The sequence below is a fragment of the Amnibacterium flavum genome, assembly GCF_003097495.1.
Lineage (GTDB): Bacteria > Actinomycetota > Actinomycetes > Actinomycetales > Microbacteriaceae > Naasia > Naasia flava.
Genome location: NZ_QEOP01000001.1, coordinates 716519 through 733041 on the forward strand (window position 1 = coordinate 716519; position 16523 = coordinate 733041).

Sequence of the window (16523 nt, forward strand, 5' to 3'; positions counted from 1 at the left end):
TGGCCCGCGCGGAACGCTATCCTCTACTCCATGCCTCAGCCCGCAGACGTTTCCGAGCCGGGCTACAGCTATCTGGGACCCGCCGGTACGTTCACTGAGACCGCGTTGAAGCAGGTCGAAGAGGCTCAGGGCAAGCCGTGGAGGGCCGTCAACAACGTCGGCGAGGCGTTCGACGACGTGGTCTCGGGGCGCAGTGTCGCGGCGATGATCGCGATCGAGAACTCGGTCGAGGGCGGGGTCACCGCCACGCAGGACGCCCTCACCACGATTCCGCACCTCCGGATCGCGGGCGAGTACCTCGTCCCGGTGCAGTTCGTGCTCGTCGCCCGCCCGGGCATCACCCTCGCGGATGTGCGGACAATCGGCGCCCACCCGGTCGCCTACGCGCAGTGCCGCGAGTGGATCGAACGGAACCTGCCGACGCACGCGCACATCCCCGCGACCTCGAATGTCCAGGCCGCGGCCGATCTGCTGGGTGCCGACGGGGCGATCATCGATGCTGCGATCGCGCCTCCCGGCATCGTCGATCACTACCCGCTCGAGATCCTCGGCGAGGACATCGGCGACAACCCCAATGCGGTGACCCGCTTCGTGCTCGTGAGTACGACCACGGCACTGCCTGAGCGCACCGGCGCCGACAAGACGAGCATCGTCGCCGACCTCCCCGAGGACAAGGCGGGTGCGCTGCTCGAGCTGCTCGAGCAGTTCTCGACCCGCGGGATCAACATGAGCCTGCTGCAGTCCCGCCCCATCGGCGATGCCCTCGGCCGCTACCGGTTCGTCATCGACCTCGACGGGCACGTGCACGACGAGCGCGTGGCCGACGCGCTGCTGGGCCTTCGCCGCTTCAGTCCCCGTGTCGTCTTCCTCGGGTCCTACCCTCGCGCCGACGGGCGTCGCGCCGACGAGGTCGCCCAGTACTCCGACGAGAACTTCACCGACGCCCGTGACTGGCTGCGCGGCATCCTCTCGGGCGAACGCGTCGACCCGTAGGCCGCCCCGAGCCGGCACCGCCCGCTGAGCTTGTCGAAGCGAACGCACGCGTTTCGACGAGCTCAACGAGCGGGGGTAGCCGCCCGCTGAGCGCAGCGAAGCGAAGGTGTGCGTCTCGACGGAGGGCTACCGCCCGCTGAGCTTGTCGAAGCGAAGGGGCGTCCTGCGTTTCGCTGCGCTCAACGGGCGCGAAGGTGTGTCCTGCGTTTCGCTGTGCTCAACGGGCGCGAAGGGGCGTCCTGCGTTTCGCTGCGCTCAACGGGCGCGAAGGTGCGCGTTTCGACGAGCTCAACGAGCAGGTGCCTCTACGACGCGGGGAGGCGGTCTTTCTGGTCGCTCGGGATCTTCACCTCGAGCGCGAGGTGGTCGACCCACGCCTTGACCGCGACGGCCTGACCGAAGGTGTCGCCGTCGAGCTGGAACTCCTGCGGGTACTCGGGTCGGACGACGATCTCCTTGCCCTTCATGTACCGCAAGGTGCGCACCTCTTTGGTCTTGCCCATGAGCTTGCGGCCGACGTTGGTGCGGCGCAGCACGCCGTTCTCCCACACGATCTTCACCCAGATCTGCACCCAGCCGACGAACCCGTCGGGGCGGAGGGCGACGATGTCGAACACCCCGTCGTCGACCGCGGCTTCGGGCAGCAGGAGGATGTTGGCGGGCAGCGAACCGCAGTTGCCGATGAGGATCGTGTTAATGCGGAGCGATCGCGGCTGGGCGCCGTCGAGGCGGAACCGAACGCGCAGCTTGTTGTTGCCGCGCAGCGACCGGGCGATCGCGTCGACGTAGGCGAGCCAGCCCACCTTCTTCTTGAGCGTCGGATTGGTGTTGGCGATCATCTTCGCGTCGAGCCCGAGGCCCGCCATGACGAGGAATACGTGCCGGTCGCGCGTGCCGTCGGTGCGCTCGATCTCGACGACTCCGAGGTCGATCTTGCGGTCGGCGCCGGTGAAGGCGGTGTCGACCGAGCCGGGCAGGTTGTCGAGGGTGAGGTCGAGGTTGCGGGCCAGCAGGTTGCCGGTTCCCGAGGGCAGAAGTGCGATCGGGATGCCGGAGTCGCGCAGTCCTTCGGCCACCGCGCGCACTGTTCCGTCGCCGCCTGCCGCGAGCACGACGTCGGCGCCGTCGTCGATCGCCTGGCGGGTGATGTCGGTGCCGGGGTCCTCTTCGCTGGTCTCGTACCAACGCGATTCCGCCCAGCCGGCGGCTGCGGCGGAGGCGTCGACCGCAGCGCGGAGCGCCTCGAGATCGACCTTGATCGGGTTGTAGACGACCGCTGCGAACCGAGGTGCTTCCTCCGAGGCCATGCGCACACGCTAGCCCAGGTCACACAGCGAATCCGGGGACGGCGGCACGCGGGTAGGGTGGTTTCGTGATCGACCCCGCATTGCTCCGAGACTCGCCCGAGCTCGTGAAGCGGTCGCAGACGTCACGCGGTGCCTCCGTCGACCTCGTCGACGCCGCCCGCGATGCCGATGCCGAGCGCCGCGAAGCACTCACCAGCTTCGAGAGCCTCCGGGCCGAGCAGAACGCGTACGGCAAGCGGGTCGCCGCCGCTCCCAAGGAGGAGAAGGCGGCTCTCGTCGCGCAGGTGCAGCAGCTCGCCGCCGACGTCAAGGCGGCCGGCGCACGTGCGAACGCCGCCGAGGAGGCGTTCACCTCGATCGCCCGCGGCATCCCGAACATCGTGCTCGACGGGGTTCCGGCAGGCGGCGAGGACGACTACGTCGTTCTCCGCGAGGTGGGCGAACGTCCGGTCTTCGACTTCGCCGCTCGCGATCACCTCGAGATCGCCGAGGGGCTCGACGCCATCGACATGGCACGCGGTGCCAAGGTGTCCGGGGCGCGCTTCTACTTCCTCAAGGGCATCGGTGCCCGCCTCGAACTGGCGATCATGAGCCTCGGCCTCGATCACGCGCTGAAGGCGGGCTTCACCCCCGTCATCCCGCCGACGCTGGTTCGCCCCGAGATCATGGAGGGCACCGGCTTCCTCGGCGAGCACGCCGACGAGGTCTACTACCTCCCCGCCGACGAGCTGTACCTGACGGGCACGAGCGAGGTGGCGCTCGCCGGGCTGCACTCCGACGAGATCGTCGATCTCTCGAAGGGTCCGCTGCGCTACGCCGGCTGGTCGACCTGCTACCGCCGCGAAGCCGGCTCGTACGGCCGGGATACTCGCGGGATCATCCGCGTCCACCAGTTCAACAAGCTCGAGATGTTCGTCTACACGACGCCCGACCAGGCCGAGGCCGAGCACGAGCGTCTGCTCGGCTGGCAGGAGTCGATGCTCCAGTCGCTGGGGCTCAGCTACCGCGTGATCGACACGGCTGCGGGCGATCTGGGCACGAGCGCCGCCCGCAAGTTCGACGTCGAGGCATGGGTTCCCACCCAGGACGCGTACCGCGAGCTCACGTCGACCTCGAACTGCACGACTTACCAGGGTCGTCGCCTCGGCATCCGCGCCCGTGGCGAGTCGGGTCGCACCGAGCCCGTCGCGACGCTCAACGGAACCCTTGCAACGACGCGGTGGATCGTCGCGCTTCTCGAGACCCGTCAGCGGGAGGACGGCTCGGTCGTGGTCCCGGAGGCGCTGCGACCGTACCTCGGCGGCCTCGAGGTGCTCGAGCCGGTGACCGCGCAGTGACCGACGCTGCATCCTCCTGGCCTGCTGACCGTTACCTCGTCGCCCTCGACATCGACGGCACGATCCTGCATGAGAACGGGCAGCTCTCCGACGCCGTCGTGAACGAGGTGCGCCGGCTGAGCCGCGAGGGCAACGAAGTCATGCTCGCGACCGGTCGCTCGGTGGCGACCGCACTCCCCGTGCTCGACCAGCTCGGCATCGCCCCCGAGTACGTCGTCTGCTCCAACGGCGCGATCACGGTCCGCCGCGACCCGGCAGCGCCTCTCGGCTACCGCCGCGAATACGTCGAGACCTTCGATCCGACCTCGGTTCTGACCACGATCCGTTCGCACCTGGGCGGCGCACGCTACGCCGTCGAGGATGAGACGGGCTTCTACCGTCACACCGATGAGTTCCCCGAGACCGTACTGGGCCTCGCGAGCGAGACCGTCGACTTCGATGGCCTGCTCGGTACCCGCGCCACTCGCGTCGTCGTGATCTCGCCGGACCACGGTCTCGAGGATTTCCTCGGCGTCGTCGAGCGGATGGGTCTGCACCGGGTCAGCTATGCGGTCGGCTGGACCGCGTGGCTCGACATCGCTCCCGACGGGGTCAACAAGGCGACGGCCCTCGAACGCGTTCGGGAGATCCTCGGTGCTCCCGCGACGAACGTCGTGGCCGTCGGCGATGGTCGGAACGACATCGAGATGCTCGAGTGGGCGGGTCGATCCGGGCGCGGTGTCGCGATGGGGCAGGCGCCTCAGGACGTGCTCGACGTGGCCTCCGAGATCACTGCGCCGGTGAGTGAGGACGGCCTCGCGCTCCTGCTCCGCTCGATCGGCTCTCAGGGCCGCTGACCTCTCCCGCCTCGTGCGCTGCGCGGGCGGTCGGTTAGACTCGTGGCCGCTTCGCGTGCGAAGCGAGGAGGGCTGTCCGAGCGGCCGATGGAGCCAGTCTTGAAAACTGGTGGGCAGAAATGTCTCTAGGGTTCGAATCCCTAGCCCTCCGCATCGGGGGGATGCTGTGCGCTGCCGTGTCGGCGGACATCGCGGCATCGCAGGTCGAGTCGTCGTTCCGATCCCCGGTCTTTTCGCGGCAGGCGGACGTACCATCGGAGGCCCACGCGGCCTGAGGTCGCGATCCGACACGGCGACCGGAAGTCGAATCCATGAGCGATATCACCGTTGAGAACATCCGCGACTGGCAAGACCATGACGTGGTCGATACGGGCGGCGACAAGATCGGCTCCCTGGAGTCGGTCTACTTCGACACCGCTACCGACGCCCCGACATTCGCCGCTGTGCAGATCGGTATTCCGGGAAGACGGCGGCTCGTCTTCGCGCCGCTGATCGGGGCAGTCGTCGCGCCGAAGTACATCAAGCTGCAGGCGGACAAGAAGACCATCAAGAACGCGCCGTCGATCGAGACGGACGGAGAGCTCACCACCGAGATCGAAGCGGCCGTCTTCGAGCACTACGGACTGCCGTACTCCCTCGGCGCAGAAGGCGAGCGGCGGCTCGGCCGCCGCTGATCTTCCCGGACCCGGCCTGCTCCGCCGGGTTCACATCCACGAGGCATCGCCAACGCGCACCCCGAGGTTAGGTGCTGATCCGCGTCGACGTCTCGTCGCCGTGACTGCGGCAGGCTGGCCCCGCTGCCGTCGTCGCAGCCGTCAGTCAGGGGCAGAATGGCGCGCCCGGAAATCGAGTGACGCTCGGGTGGCTTGCGATTAGCCGCCGAACCTGCGTAAAATCTCGCCGATCGGTAAAACGATATACTTCCAACGGCGGGATGTGACGAATGGCCAGTGTCGGCTTCATAGGTCTGGGTGTCATGGGCATGCCCATGGCAGCGAACATCGTGCGGGCCGGTCATTCCGTGTCGGCATACGTTCGTCGGCCGGAACGCGCCGAGATCGCTCGCCGGCACGGCATCGCCGTCTCCGACTCGATCGAAGGCGCCGTCTCCGAGGCCGAAATCGTCATCTCCATGCTCCCCGACGGGCCCGCGGTGATCCGGGTTGCACTCGGCGAGGACGGGATCCTGGCCTCGATCGCTTCGTCGGCTGTCTACGTGGACATGAGCACGATCGCCCCGTCCGAATGGGCCGAAGTGGCGAGCGCCTTCGATGAGAAGAGCATCGCCGTGATCGACGCTCCGGTCAGCGGTGGCGAGGCTGCGGCGGTCGAAGGCGTCCTCTCGATCATGGCCGGTGGTGACGAGGCCGACATCGCCCGCGTCTCCCCGGTGCTCGGAACGATGGGAACCGTCACCGTAGTCGGGCCGCGCGGGGCGGGGCAGGTCACCAAGGCGGCCAACCAGCTCGTGGTCGCGGGCAACATCCAATTGGTGGCGGAGGCCCTGGTCTTCCTCGAACGCCATGGGGTCGAGACCGAGACCGCCCTGGGCGTGCTCGGTCGCGGGCTCGCCGGGAGCACGGTCATCGATCGCAAGGGCGCGGCCATGCTCGCGGCACGCTACGAACCCGGCTTCCGGCTGTCGCTCCACGCCAAGGACCTCGGCATCGTCGCCGACGCCGCTCGGCTCGAGCGCCTCTCCCTCCCGCTCGCGGCCGCGGTCACCCAGCTCGTCAACTCGGCAGTCGCCCGAGGCGACGGCGACCTCGACCACAGCGCCCTCTACCGGCGCTCCCGCGAGGCGAACGGACTCGAGCGATGACCCTCGTCAGCGGCGAGACCATCCGGGATGGGCAGGGCGACGCGCACCGTCCGTGGTGGCGGGAGCCGTTCCGCGTCTTCCAGACCAACCTCCGCGAGACCGACACGGTGCTCGACGTCGAGAAGACTCTCGACGCGATCGAGGAGCACGGTTCGAACGCCTGGTTGATCAACGCCGGCGGGATCCTCTCGTTCTACCCGACGCGGCTCGGACACCAGACCCGGAACCCCCATCTGGCGGAGCGACCGTCGGGCGACCTGCTCGGTGACGCCGTGGAAGCCGCACACGCCCGGGGTATCCGCGTCATCGCACGCATGGACTTCTCGAAGGTCGGCCGCCGCGTCGCCGAGGAGCACCCCGACTGGCTGTACGTCGGCCCCGACGGCGAGTACCAGGAGTACCAGGGGCTCTTCAGCACCTGCCCCAGTGCGGGCTATTACCAGACGGCCGCATTCGAAGCTCTGACCGAGGTCGCGGAGCGGTACGGGGTCGACGGCTTCTTCTTCAACTGGTTCGGCTTCAACGAGATCGACTACTCCGGCCGGTACCGCGGCGTCTCGCAGAACGAGTCCTCCCGCCGCGGTTTCGCCGAGTTCTCCGGGGGCCAGGAGCTCCCCGTCGGCCCGGAGTCCGAGAACTACCTCACCTGGCGCGCCTACGCGGGCCGCACGATCGGCGATCTCACCCGGCGATTCCGCGAGCACATCTCGGCTCTCCTGCCGGATGCCTGCTTCATCCGAGGCCCCGGTGCGGACATCATCTTCCACGAGGCCAACAACGAGCTCGGCCGTCTCCTCTGGCCCTCCGCGACGTCCGAGGCGGTGAGCGTCGCGAAATCGGCCGACCCCGAACGTCCGGTGTTCGTCAACTCGGTCGCCTTCGTCGACATGCCCTACCGCCTGGCCGCAGAGGATTCCGCGCACTACGAGCAGTACATCGCGCAGACGCTGGCCCGGGGCGGTGCGCCCTCGGTCTACATCATGGGAGAGCCCGGCGCGATCGACTACCCGAACGTCGCCGCGGTCTCGCCGCTGTTCCGGTTCCACCGCGACCACCACCGCGACTACGCGGATCTGCGCCCTGCGGCCCAGGTGGCGATCGTCAGGCCCGACAGCGTCGTGCTCGACCCGATCGCCTTCGGGACCGCGCTCGCGGAGTTCCGCGGGATCTATCGCGCCCTCCAGCAGGCGCATGTGCCGTTCGACGTCGTGGCATCCGCCGACCTCGCAGCAGCCCTGAGCGGGCCCGGCCTCGCCGAGCACCGGGTGCTGGTGCTCCCTGATGTCGGCCCGGTCGACCCGGCCGTCGCCGCGGAGCTCGATCGCCGGGTCGCCGACGGTCTGACGGTCGTCCTCACCGGCGCGAGCGCGACGGGACGGGACGGCGGAGCGCAGCTGACCCACTCGCCGGTCGAGGCTCTCGGGAAGCCGCTCATCGGACAGGACGCCTACGCGCTCTATGCGGTGGAGCCTGCCGAGCCCGGCAGTCACCCGCGCCACCCCGTCGTCCCGATCATCGGCAGCAGCTACCCGATGACCGTCCGCTCCAGCGCCGCGACCGAATTCGCCCTCGTTCCTCCCGCCCCGTTCGGACCTCCGGAGAAGGCGTACGGCAACACGGTGAGCGCGGCGCCCGCGATCGTCACTGCCGCGGCCGGCGACGGATCCGTCATTGTCATCCCCTGGTCGATCGGCCGGAGCTTCTACGAGGTCGGGCTCTCCGTCATCGGCGACCTGATCGCGCGAGTCGTCGACGGCGCGCGACGCGGACACCGCCTCCGTTTCGACCTCCCGCCGCATATCGAGGTCACGGAGCAGAGAAGCGAGGCCGGGACGGTGCTGCACCTGGTCAACCTCAGCGGCGTCCAGGGCAACACCTTCGTTCCGCCCGTGACCGCCCACGGGGGAGGCGTGATCAGCGATCGCCCGATCCGTGCGACCGATCTGCGCAGCGACTCGGCGCTCACCGTCACCGCTGTCCACGGCGGCTGGCGGGTCGACCTGCCGCCGATCGGCGCGCTCGCCGTGATCAGAATCGAATACGAAGCCCCTCTCACGGCCGACGAACCGGCCGCTCGCCCCCGCACTCCCGAAACGACGAGGAACGATGACTGACAACCGGACCATCTCGACAGTGCTCGCCACCGTCCCGTTCACCGAGGACGAACTGGAGCAGCTGAGGACCGCGTTCGCCCCCGCCGAGTTCGTCTGGGCGGCGTCGGACGACAGCGAGCTGATCGCCGCGACGCTCGAACGGGCTGATGTGGCCGTGCTCGAGGGCGACCTCGACGACCGGCACATCGCCGCACCGCACCTGCAGTGGATCCACTGCGACCACTCCGGGCTGAACAAGTCGGCCCGGCCCGAGGTGTTCGAGAAGGGCCTCATCGTCAGCGGGTCGGCCGGCCGATCCGCGCCCGCTCTCGCGCAGCACGGCTTCTACTTCGCGCTGTCCCTCACCTACAAGGCACGGGAACTGCTCCGCGACCAGGCCGCCCGCACCTGGCGCGGCATCCCCGACTACTTCTACCGCCCGGCGCTCTGGGGCCAGACCCTCGGCGTCGTCGGCTTCGGCGCCACCGGACAGGAGATGGCCAAGCTCGGCTGCGCCTTCGGCATGCGGGTCGTCGTCCTGCGCCGGAAAGGCGGCGACGCCCCCGACTACGTCGACGAGATGCTCGCGACATCCGAGGGCGACAGCGTCGAAGACCTCATCGATCGCGCCGATGTGATCATGCTCGCCACCCAGCTGACCGACGAGACGCATCACCTCTTCGGGGCGGCGCAGTTCGACCGGATGAAGCAGTCGGCGATCCTCATCAACATCTCCCGCGGACCCGTCGTCGACGAGGCGGCCCTCGTCGAAGCGCTCGAGCAGGGCAAGATCGCCGGCGCGGCGTCGGACGTCTTCTCTGCCGAGCCGCTGCCCTCCGATTCGGCTCTGTGGGACGCGCCGAACTTCTATCTGACCCCGCACATGACCCCGCGGATGCCCGACAAGACCCAGCGCTCGATCGACATCATCGTCGAGAACGCCCGCCGGTACCGTGCCGGCGAACCCCTCCTCAACCAGCTCAGCGAAGCCGACGCCTACCGCGCCGGCCGAGCGAGCTGACCTACCCCGCCCTGCACCACCTCAGCCATGCCCACCTTCCAACGCAGTAAGAATGGAGCACCGCCCATGAATGACCGGATACGACGGTTCGCGCTCGCCGCGCTCGCCGTCACCAGCGCGACCGCCCTCCTCGCGGGATGCGCCGGGGGAGACGCCTCGGGTTCGGAGGCGCAGGATCGCAGCCTGCGCATCGTGCTCGCGACGGAACCCGTCTCGCTCGACCCCTGCGACACCCAGGACGCCGCGAACGCTCAGATCCTGCGGGCCAACGTCCTCGAATCGCTGACCCGCATCGATGCGCAGACGGGCGAGGTGGTCCCGCTCCTCGCCGAGGAGTGGGAGGCGTCGGACGACAACAAGACCTGGACCTTCACGCTCAAGGAGGGCGTGACCTTCCACGACGGTGCTGTCTTCGACGCTGAAGCCGCCGCCACCGCCGTGAACCGGGTCCTCAACACCGACATCGGCTGCGGTAACGGGACCACCGACCAGTTCCCCTACCCGGTGACGACGACGGTCATCGACGAGAACACCCTGCAGCTCACCTCGGAGCAGCCCGACGGGATCTTCCCGCTGCGCATGACCTACATCGACCTCGCATCGCCGAACACCCCCACCGACGCCAAGACCGACGACCCGATCGGGACCGGGCCGTTCGAGCTCGGCGAAGTCGTCTCCGGCGAGTCGATCACCCTCACCCCGTTCGCCGACTACTGGGGCGAAGCGCCCGAGGCGACGGAGGTCACCTACCTGTACCGCACCGAGCCGACCGTGCGGGCGAGCATGATCACGACGGGGGAGGCCGACCTCGCCGTCCCGATCTCCGCCGCGGACGCCACCGACGACGGCCTCACGAAGGAGTACTCGGACAACCGCGTCTTCTTCCTGCGGACCCAGACCAACAAGCCGCCCTTCAACGACCCGCGTGTGCGCGAAGCCGTGCACTACGCGATCGACCGCGAGACCATCGTCGGTGCGCTGATGGAGCGATCCGGTCTGCCCTACGACCAGCTGGTCGCGCCGACCGTGAACGCCTACCTCGAGGGCTACGAGGGCCCGGGATTCGACCCCGACAAGGCGACCGAGCTGCTCGACGAGGCGGCCGCCGACGGCGTCGCCGTCGACACCACGATCGAGCTCGTCACCCGCCCCGACCTGTTCCCCGGATCGGACGAGGTCATGCAGTCCATCGCGCAGAACCTCACCGACGTCGGGTTCTCGGTCCAGCTGAGGAGCCTCGACACGGACGCCTGGCTGCAGCTGCTCCGCAAGCCGTTCCCGCCCGAGCAGGTGCCGAACATCATCGCCATCTCGCACGACAACATCTCCGGTGACGCGAGCTTCACGTTCCCGAAGTACGTGGCGTCGACGGGCACCAACTCGACGCTCGAGAACTCCGAGATCGACGCCCTGATCGCCGAGGCCGAGACCAAGTCGGGGGATGAGCGGGCCGAGCTGTACCAGGAGGCATCGAAGCTCCTCTACGACGAGGAGTTCACTCTGGTCCCGATCGCCCTGCAGACGAAGCTGCTGAGGCTCGCCCCCGGCATCGATTACGAGCCCAACGGGCTCACCGGCGTCGAGCTGCGGATCAGCGACATCACGTTCACCGGCTGACACGCTCTTCGTGTCGATGGGCGGGCCGCAATGACGCGGCCCGCCCATGATGGAAAGGAATCGGTTCGATGTGGATCTTCCTGCGTCGACGACTGCTCACCAGCGCCATCAGTCTGGTCGGCGTCATCATCGTCGTGTTCTTCCTCGCGCGGCTCACGGGAAGTCCCGCGAACCTCTACCTGCCCGAGAGCGCGACGCAGGAGCAGATCGATGAGTTCAACCGGCTGAACGGACTCGATCAGCCGCTCCTCGTGCAGTTCTGGAACTTCCTCGTCGGCGCGGTGCGGCTCGACTTCGGCGACTCCATCTGGCAGAGGCGGCCAGCACTCGACGTGGCGCTGGCAGCCATGCCGCCCACACTGACCCTCGCCGGTATCGCCCTCGGCCTCTCCCTCGTCATCGCGATCATCGCCGGCTCCATCGCCGCCGTCTACCGCTTCCGGTTCCCGGACCGCGCGATCTCGGTCACCACACTGACGATCTCGAGCATCCCGGACTTCTGGTTCGCGCTCGTCGGCATCCTCGTCTTCGCCGTCCAGCTGCGACTCCTGCCGACCTCGGGCTACAGCACGGCATCCGCCTGGATCCTGCCGACCGCGACCGTCATGCTGGCTCCGATCGGCGTCCTCACCCAGGTCGTGCGTGGAGCGATGATCGACGCGCTCGGGGCGGGGTACGTGCAGAACGCCCGAGCCCGCGGATTCGGCACCGCACGGCTCGTCGCCCGGCACGCGCTCCGCAACGCCTCGCTTCCGATCGTGTCGGTCGCCGGCGACCGCGCGGCGGGCATGGTGAACGGCTCCATCATCGTCGGAAGCGTCTTCGCCTTCCCCGGCATCGGAACCGTGATCCTGGGCGCGGTCCTCAACCGCGACTTCGCCGTCATCCAGGCCAGCGTGTTCGTGGTCGGCGTCGGTGTGATCCTGGTCAACATCGCCGTCGATGCGATCTACGCGCTGATAGACCCACGCGTGCGCGTCGGCGCCGGAAAGGGCAAGTGACATGGCCATCGATTCGAAAGGGGCCCGCGCGGTCCTGCTCCCCGATGCGACCGTCAGCCGCACCGGTGCGCGACTGACCCTCCATCGACTCCTCCACTCGCCGTCGGCACTGATCTCCTCGGGCTGGCTGACTCTGCTCGTCCTCGTCGCCGTGATACTGCCGCCGCTCGTCGAGACGGCGGCCAACCGGCAGGATCTCTCGCTGCGGCTCCTCCCGCCGTTCTCCCTCGACAACGGTCCGATGTTCATCCTCGGCGCCGACGGTCTGGGACGCCCCGAGCTGCTCCAGCTCATCGTGGGAACCAGGACCTCGCTCCTGGTGGCGGCGTCCGCGGTCGCGATCGCCGCGGTGATCGGCTTCGCGATCGGGCTCATCAGCGGTTACTTCGGCGGATGGGTCGACGAGGTGCTCATGCGCATCGCCGACATCATGCACACCATCCCGTCGCTGCTGCTCGCGCTCGCGGTGCTCTACGTGCTGCAGCCGTCGATCGCGAACCTCATCATCGTCCTCGCCATCACGCGCATCCCCGTCTATCTGCGAGTCGCGCGAGCGCAGGCCCTCGAGCTGCGCGAGCGGGTGTTCGTCGAGTCGTCCCGGGCCGTCGGAGCCGGGGACTGGCGGATCCTCCGGACCGACCTCGCCCCGATGGTTCTTCCGACCATCCGGACCGTCGCCATGCTCGAGGTCGCAAGCGTCCTGCTGGCCGCGGCGGGACTCAGCTTCCTCGGGATCGGCCTGCAGAGGCCGGACGTCGACTGGGGCATGATGGTCGCCGACGGGCGACCTTACCTCGCCACCGCCTGGTGGGTCACGGTGTTCCCAGGCCTCGTGATCGTGCTCACGGCGCTCGCCGCGAACCTCCTCTCGAACTGGCTGCGCGCCGCGGAGGACCCCTCCCAGGCGGCACGATTCATCAGACGCCCACGAATGCGGAAGGCGGCACGATGACTGCGCTGCTGAAGGTCGACGACCTGCGGGTCGAGTTCCTCACCGATACCGGTTCACCCGCCCGCGCGGTGCGCGGAGTCGACTTCGAGGTCGGCGAGGGCCGTACCCTCGCCATCCTCGGCGAGAGCGGATCGGGCAAGTCCGTCACGAGCAAGGCCATCCTCGGCCTCGTCGACTTCCCGGGGATCGTCTCGGGGAGCATCCGGTTCGAGGGTCGCGAGCTGGTCGGGGCCCGGGAGTCCGAGCTCCGCGGTGTCAGGGGGACGGGCATCGGGATGGTCTTCCAGGACTCCCTCGACAGCCTCAATCCCGTCTACACCGTGGGCGCTCAGCTCATCGAGGCGCTGCGGGTGCGGATGGGGCTCGGCCATTCGGCGGCACGTGCGCGCGCCCTCGAACTGATGGCCGAGGTCGGCATCGTCGACCCGGAGCGCCGGATCGACAACTACCCGCACCAGTTCTCCGGCGGCATGCGCCAGCGCATCTGCATCGCACTCGCCGTCGCGCTCAAGCCCCGCCTCCTGATCGCCGACGAGCCCACCACCGCACTCGATGTGACCGTGCAGGCCGGAATCCTGCGGCTTCTCCGCCGGCTGCAGGACGAGACGGGGATGGCGATGATCTTCGTCACGCACGACCTCGCCGTCGCGGGGCAGATCGCGAGCGACGTGATCGTGATGTACGAGGGGGAGGTGGTCGAACGCGGCGTCATCGAGGAGGTCTTCGAGCGCCCGTCCCACGCGTACACCCGAGGCCTGCTGGCCGCGCATCCCGGCGCCGTCACCGACTGGCGCGACCTCAGACCCGTCGCGGGAGACCCCATGCTCAGCAGAGAGGAGGCGATCGCGGATGGCTTCTGAGACGCACGATCGACCGGACACGACGGAAGGCCCGGTCCTCGAGGTGACCGGGCTCCGCAAGGTCTTCGAGGGCAGGCACGGGGCGCAGACCGTCGCCGTCGCGGGCGCCGACTTCACCCTCTCGGCGGGCGAGTGCCTCGCCGTCGTCGGCGAGTCGGGCTCGGGCAAGTCGACCCTGGCGCGCTCCGTGCTCCGGCTCATCGAACCGACCGCGGGGAGCGTCGTCTACCGGGGCACCGACCTCGTCGGCCTGGACAAGCGGGCCCTGCGGCGAACGCGACGGCACCTTCAGATGATCTTCCAGGACCCGTACGCGTCTCTGCACCCCCGGCAGACGGTCTACCGGCTCATCTCGGAGCCGTGGCGCGTGCACCGCGACCTCATGCCCGACCGGCCACGCGACCGGGTCGCCGAGCTGCTCGACCAGGTGGGGATGCCCGCGTCGGCCATCGACGCGCATCCGGCCCAGCTCTCCGGCGGTCAGCGCCAGAGGGTCTCGATCGCGCGGGCCCTCGGCCTCAAGCCCGACGTGCTCGTGCTCGACGAGCCGGTGTCGGCTCTCGACGTCTCGATCCAGGCGCAGGTCATCACCCTGCTGATGGAGCTGCAGCAGGAACTGGGGCTCTCCTACCTCTTCATCTCCCACGATCTGGCGCTCGTGCGGCTCGTCGCGACCCGGGTCGCGGTCATGTACCGCGGCGAGTTCGTCGAGTTCGGTCCGACCTCCGAGATCTTCGAGCGCCCCCAGGCCGAGTACACGCGGGCTCTCCTCTCCGCCTCCCCAGCGCTCGCCGAGTTCGGAAGCGGCGCATGAGCGCCCTCGAGGTCGTGGTGTGGGGTGAGAACCGCCACGAGCAGATCGACCAGTACGTGCGCGACATCTACCCGGAGGGGATGCACGAGGCGATCGCCGGCGGCGTGCGACATCATCTCGGAGCCGGCGCCAACGTCACCACCGCGACTCTCGAGCAGCCCGAGCACGGGCTCACCGAGGAACGGCTGGCGGCCACGGACGTGCTGACCTGGTGGGGGCACAAGGCGCACGGCGAGGTCTCGGACGAGGTCGTGGACCGCGTGCAGCGGCATGTGCTCGACGGCATGGGATTGCTGGTGCTGCACTCCGGTCACTTCTCGAAGATCTTCAAACGCCTGATGGGCACCTCGTGCACGCTGAACTGGCGGGCGACCGGCGACGAGGAACTGGTCTGGACGGTCGAGTCGAGCCATCCGATCGCCGAGGGGATCCCGCACCCGCTGCGGATCCCCGCGCAGGAGATGTACGGCGAGCGGTTCGACATCCCCGCCCCCGACGAGCTCGTGTTCATCAGCAGCTTCTCGGGCGGGGAGGTGTTCCGGAGCGGTTGCACCTTCCGCCGTGGACGGGGGAAGATCTTCTACTTCAGCCCCGGAGACCAGCATTTCCCGGTCTACCGGAACGACGACGTGCTGAAGGTCATCGCCAACGGAGTGCGGTGGGCGGCAGGCGAGCGAACGGGTGTCGCGCCCGTCAACACGCGGATCGACAGTCGGGGGGATTGGGGACTATGACCCGATTCGTCGTGGTGGGTGCCGGCAACATGGGCACCAAATGGCTTCGCACCGTCCGCGACTCGGAGGGAGCGGAACCGGTCGCTCTCGTCGACGTCGATGTCGACCGCGCCGTCGGCACCGCCGCGGCCGAGAGCCTCGGCGGCATCGTGGTCGCCGGGAGTCTCGACGAGGCCCTCGACCAGATCGAGGCGGACGCGATCGTGGATGCCACCATCCCGGCCGCCCACCGCGGCGTCGCGACGGCGGCGATGCGAGCGGGGCTCGACGTGCTGAGCGAGAAACCGGCCGCCGCCTCGCTCGCGGAGGCTCTCGCTCTGGCCGCGCTCGCCGAGCTGCACGGGTCGCTGCTGATGGTCAGCCAGTCGAGGCGGTTCAACCCGCAGCTCTACGCGGTTCGCGCCGCCCTCCCACGCCTCGGCAGCATCGGGCACATCTCGGCGCGCTTCTTCCGTGGCCCGCACTTCGGCGGCTTCCGCGAGCAGATGGCGTCACCGCTGACCGTCGACATGGCGATCCACCTCTTCGACACGGCGCGGTGGATCGCCGACTCCGACCCCGTTGCGGTGACCGCGGTCGAGAGCAACCCCGGCTGGAGCTGGTTCGACGGCGCGGCATCGGCCGCCGCGGTCTTCGAATTCTCGAACGGCGTCACCTTCTCCTTCGACGGGTCGTGGGTGAACCGCGGCTTCGACACCTCGTGGAACGGCGACTGGCGCGTGGGCGGAGATGCCGGTTCGCTGCTCTGGTCGGGCGACGACCCCGCCGTCATCCAAGTGGCCGACGGGAATGAGGGCTACATCACCGAGACGCTCGAACCTGATCCCGACGCACTCGAGAGCCTCGACGGCTCGCTCGCCGCGTTCCTCGCAGCGCGCCAGTCGACCGTGGTGCCCGAGAACGAGATCCACGACAACATCCGGAGTCTCGTGATGGTCGAGGGCGTACTGCTCGCGGCTTCCGAGGGGCGCAGGGTCGACGTGGACGATCTCTTCAGCGACGCCCGGCGACAGGCGATCGACCACGCGGACGACTGGGGCGTGCCCGAGGTGGTCGACGTGCTGCGGTCCTGGGCCGCCGTCGACGACGCCCTGCGCCGCCACGCACCCGGGTCGACTCGCATCGTCTGAGCGGAT

The 16523-nt window shown here is 68.8% G+C and carries 15 protein-coding genes and 1 tRNA gene; 15 read left to right on the forward strand and 1 reads right to left on the reverse strand.

Going from position 1 to position 16523, the window contains the following annotated elements; all coding sequences use genetic code 11:
• Positions 1–30 precede the first annotated feature (30 nt).
• Entirely contained in the window at positions 31–993 is a 963-nt protein-coding gene (pheA, locus tag DDQ50_RS03370) for a prephenate dehydratase (protein ID WP_116755289.1), read from the forward strand.
• A gap of 305 nt (positions 994–1298) precedes the next feature.
• Here the strand turns inward: pheA and DDQ50_RS03375 are convergent, their stop codons facing one another.
• Positions 1299–2300: a diacylglycerol/lipid kinase family protein gene (locus DDQ50_RS03375; RefSeq protein WP_116755290.1), complete on the reverse strand. Its 1002-nt coding sequence runs from the start codon at positions 2298–2300 to the stop codon at positions 1299–1301.
• Between the two features lie 65 nt (positions 2301–2365).
• Here DDQ50_RS03375 and serS point away from each other — a divergent pair, with 65 nt between their 5' ends.
• The 14 genes from serS to DDQ50_RS03440 all read left to right on the forward strand — a co-directional run bounded on the left by serS (position 2366) and on the right by DDQ50_RS03440 (position 16517).
• Entirely contained in the window at positions 2366–3637 is a 1272-nt protein-coding gene (gene serS, locus DDQ50_RS03380; RefSeq protein ID WP_116755291.1) for a serine--tRNA ligase, read from the forward strand.
• Positions 3634–4473, forward strand: a complete 840-nt coding sequence (locus DDQ50_RS03385; RefSeq protein ID WP_205663559.1) for an HAD family hydrolase — start codon at positions 3634–3636, stop codon at positions 4471–4473. Before serS ends, DDQ50_RS03385 begins: the two co-directional genes overlap by 4 nt.
• A 66-nt stretch (positions 4474–4539) precedes the next feature.
• Positions 4540–4624: transfer RNA gene (locus DDQ50_RS17175), tRNA-Ser, on the forward strand.
• A gap of 160 nt (positions 4625–4784) precedes the next feature.
• Entirely contained in the window at positions 4785–5147 is a 363-nt protein-coding gene (locus DDQ50_RS03390; protein WP_116755292.1) for a PRC-barrel domain-containing protein, read from the forward strand.
• A gap of 269 nt (positions 5148–5416) precedes the next feature.
• Complete coding sequence (locus tag DDQ50_RS03395; protein WP_116755293.1) at positions 5417–6295, forward strand: NAD(P)-dependent oxidoreductase; 879 nt, start codon at positions 5417–5419, stop codon at positions 6293–6295.
• Positions 6292–8409: an alpha-amylase family protein gene (locus DDQ50_RS03400; protein WP_116755294.1), complete on the forward strand. Its 2118-nt coding sequence runs from the start codon at positions 6292–6294 to the stop codon at positions 8407–8409. The genes DDQ50_RS03395 and DDQ50_RS03400 overlap by 4 nt, the downstream gene beginning before the upstream one ends.
• A complete protein-coding gene (locus DDQ50_RS03405) occupies positions 8402–9409 on the forward strand; it encodes a D-2-hydroxyacid dehydrogenase (protein ID WP_116755295.1) in 1008 nt (335 codons plus the stop codon). The genes DDQ50_RS03400 and DDQ50_RS03405 overlap by 8 nt, the downstream gene beginning before the upstream one ends.
• 66 nt (positions 9410–9475) lie before the next feature.
• Positions 9476–11026, forward strand: a complete 1551-nt coding sequence (locus DDQ50_RS03410; RefSeq protein ID WP_165829673.1) for an ABC transporter substrate-binding protein — start codon at positions 9476–9478, stop codon at positions 11024–11026.
• A gap of 68 nt (positions 11027–11094) precedes the next feature.
• On the forward strand, positions 11095–12027 hold the full coding sequence (locus DDQ50_RS03415; protein WP_116755297.1) for an ABC transporter permease: 933 nt from the start codon (positions 11095–11097) through the stop codon (positions 12025–12027).
• 1 nt (position 12028) lies between these two features.
• Positions 12029–12979, forward strand: coding sequence for an ABC transporter permease (locus DDQ50_RS03420; protein WP_116755298.1), 951 nt, complete (start codon positions 12029–12031; stop codon positions 12977–12979).
• A complete protein-coding gene (locus DDQ50_RS03425; RefSeq protein WP_116755299.1) occupies positions 12976–13839 on the forward strand; it encodes an ABC transporter ATP-binding protein in 864 nt (287 codons plus the stop codon). Before DDQ50_RS03420 ends, DDQ50_RS03425 begins: the two co-directional genes overlap by 4 nt.
• Complete coding sequence (locus DDQ50_RS03430; protein WP_116755300.1) at positions 13829–14653, forward strand: ATP-binding cassette domain-containing protein; 825 nt, start codon at positions 13829–13831, stop codon at positions 14651–14653. Before DDQ50_RS03425 ends, DDQ50_RS03430 begins: the two co-directional genes overlap by 11 nt.
• Positions 14650–15387 carry a ThuA domain-containing protein gene (locus tag DDQ50_RS03435; protein ID WP_116755301.1) on the forward strand — a complete coding sequence of 246 codons (738 nt, stop codon included), beginning with the start codon at positions 14650–14652 and terminating at the stop codon, positions 15385–15387. The genes DDQ50_RS03430 and DDQ50_RS03435 overlap by 4 nt, the downstream gene beginning before the upstream one ends.
• Positions 15384–16517 carry a Gfo/Idh/MocA family protein gene (locus tag DDQ50_RS03440; protein WP_116755302.1) on the forward strand — a complete coding sequence of 378 codons (1134 nt, stop codon included), beginning with the start codon at positions 15384–15386 and terminating at the stop codon, positions 16515–16517. The genes DDQ50_RS03435 and DDQ50_RS03440 overlap by 4 nt, the downstream gene beginning before the upstream one ends.
• Positions 16518–16523: the final 6 nt, after the last annotated feature.

Bases quoted from the DNA above. Each gene is read 5' to 3' on its own strand.
- DDQ50_RS03400 (WP_116755294.1), top strand. From the start codon at position 6,292: ATGACCCTCGTCAGCGGCGAGACCATCCGGGATGGGCAGGGCGACGCG.
- DDQ50_RS03415 (WP_116755297.1), top strand. From the start codon at position 11,095: ATGTGGATCTTCCTGCGTCGACGACTGCTCACCAGCGCCATCAGTCTG.
- DDQ50_RS03440 (WP_116755302.1), top strand. From the start codon at position 15,384: ATGACCCGATTCGTCGTGGTGGGTGCCGGCAACATGGGCACCAAATGG.
- DDQ50_RS03395 (WP_116755293.1), top strand. From the start codon at position 5,417: ATGGCCAGTGTCGGCTTCATAGGTCTGGGTGTCATGGGCATGCCCATG.
- DDQ50_RS03390 (WP_116755292.1), top strand. From the start codon at position 4,785: ATGAGCGATATCACCGTTGAGAACATCCGCGACTGGCAAGACCATGAC.
- DDQ50_RS03430 (WP_116755300.1), top strand. From the start codon at position 13,829: ATGGCTTCTGAGACGCACGATCGACCGGACACGACGGAAGGCCCGGTC.
- DDQ50_RS03375 (WP_116755290.1), bottom strand. From the start codon at position 2,300: ATGGCCTCGGAGGAAGCACCTCGGTTCGCAGCGGTCGTCTACAACCCG.
- DDQ50_RS03425 (WP_116755299.1), top strand. From the start codon at position 12,976: ATGACTGCGCTGCTGAAGGTCGACGACCTGCGGGTCGAGTTCCTCACC.
- DDQ50_RS03420 (WP_116755298.1), top strand. From the start codon at position 12,029: ATGGCCATCGATTCGAAAGGGGCCCGCGCGGTCCTGCTCCCCGATGCG.
- DDQ50_RS03410 (WP_165829673.1), top strand. From the start codon at position 9,476: ATGAATGACCGGATACGACGGTTCGCGCTCGCCGCGCTCGCCGTCACC.
- DDQ50_RS03405 (WP_116755295.1), top strand. From the start codon at position 8,402: ATGACTGACAACCGGACCATCTCGACAGTGCTCGCCACCGTCCCGTTC.
- pheA (WP_116755289.1), top strand. From the start codon at position 31: ATGCCTCAGCCCGCAGACGTTTCCGAGCCGGGCTACAGCTATCTGGGA.
- DDQ50_RS03435 (WP_116755301.1), top strand. From the start codon at position 14,650: ATGAGCGCCCTCGAGGTCGTGGTGTGGGGTGAGAACCGCCACGAGCAG.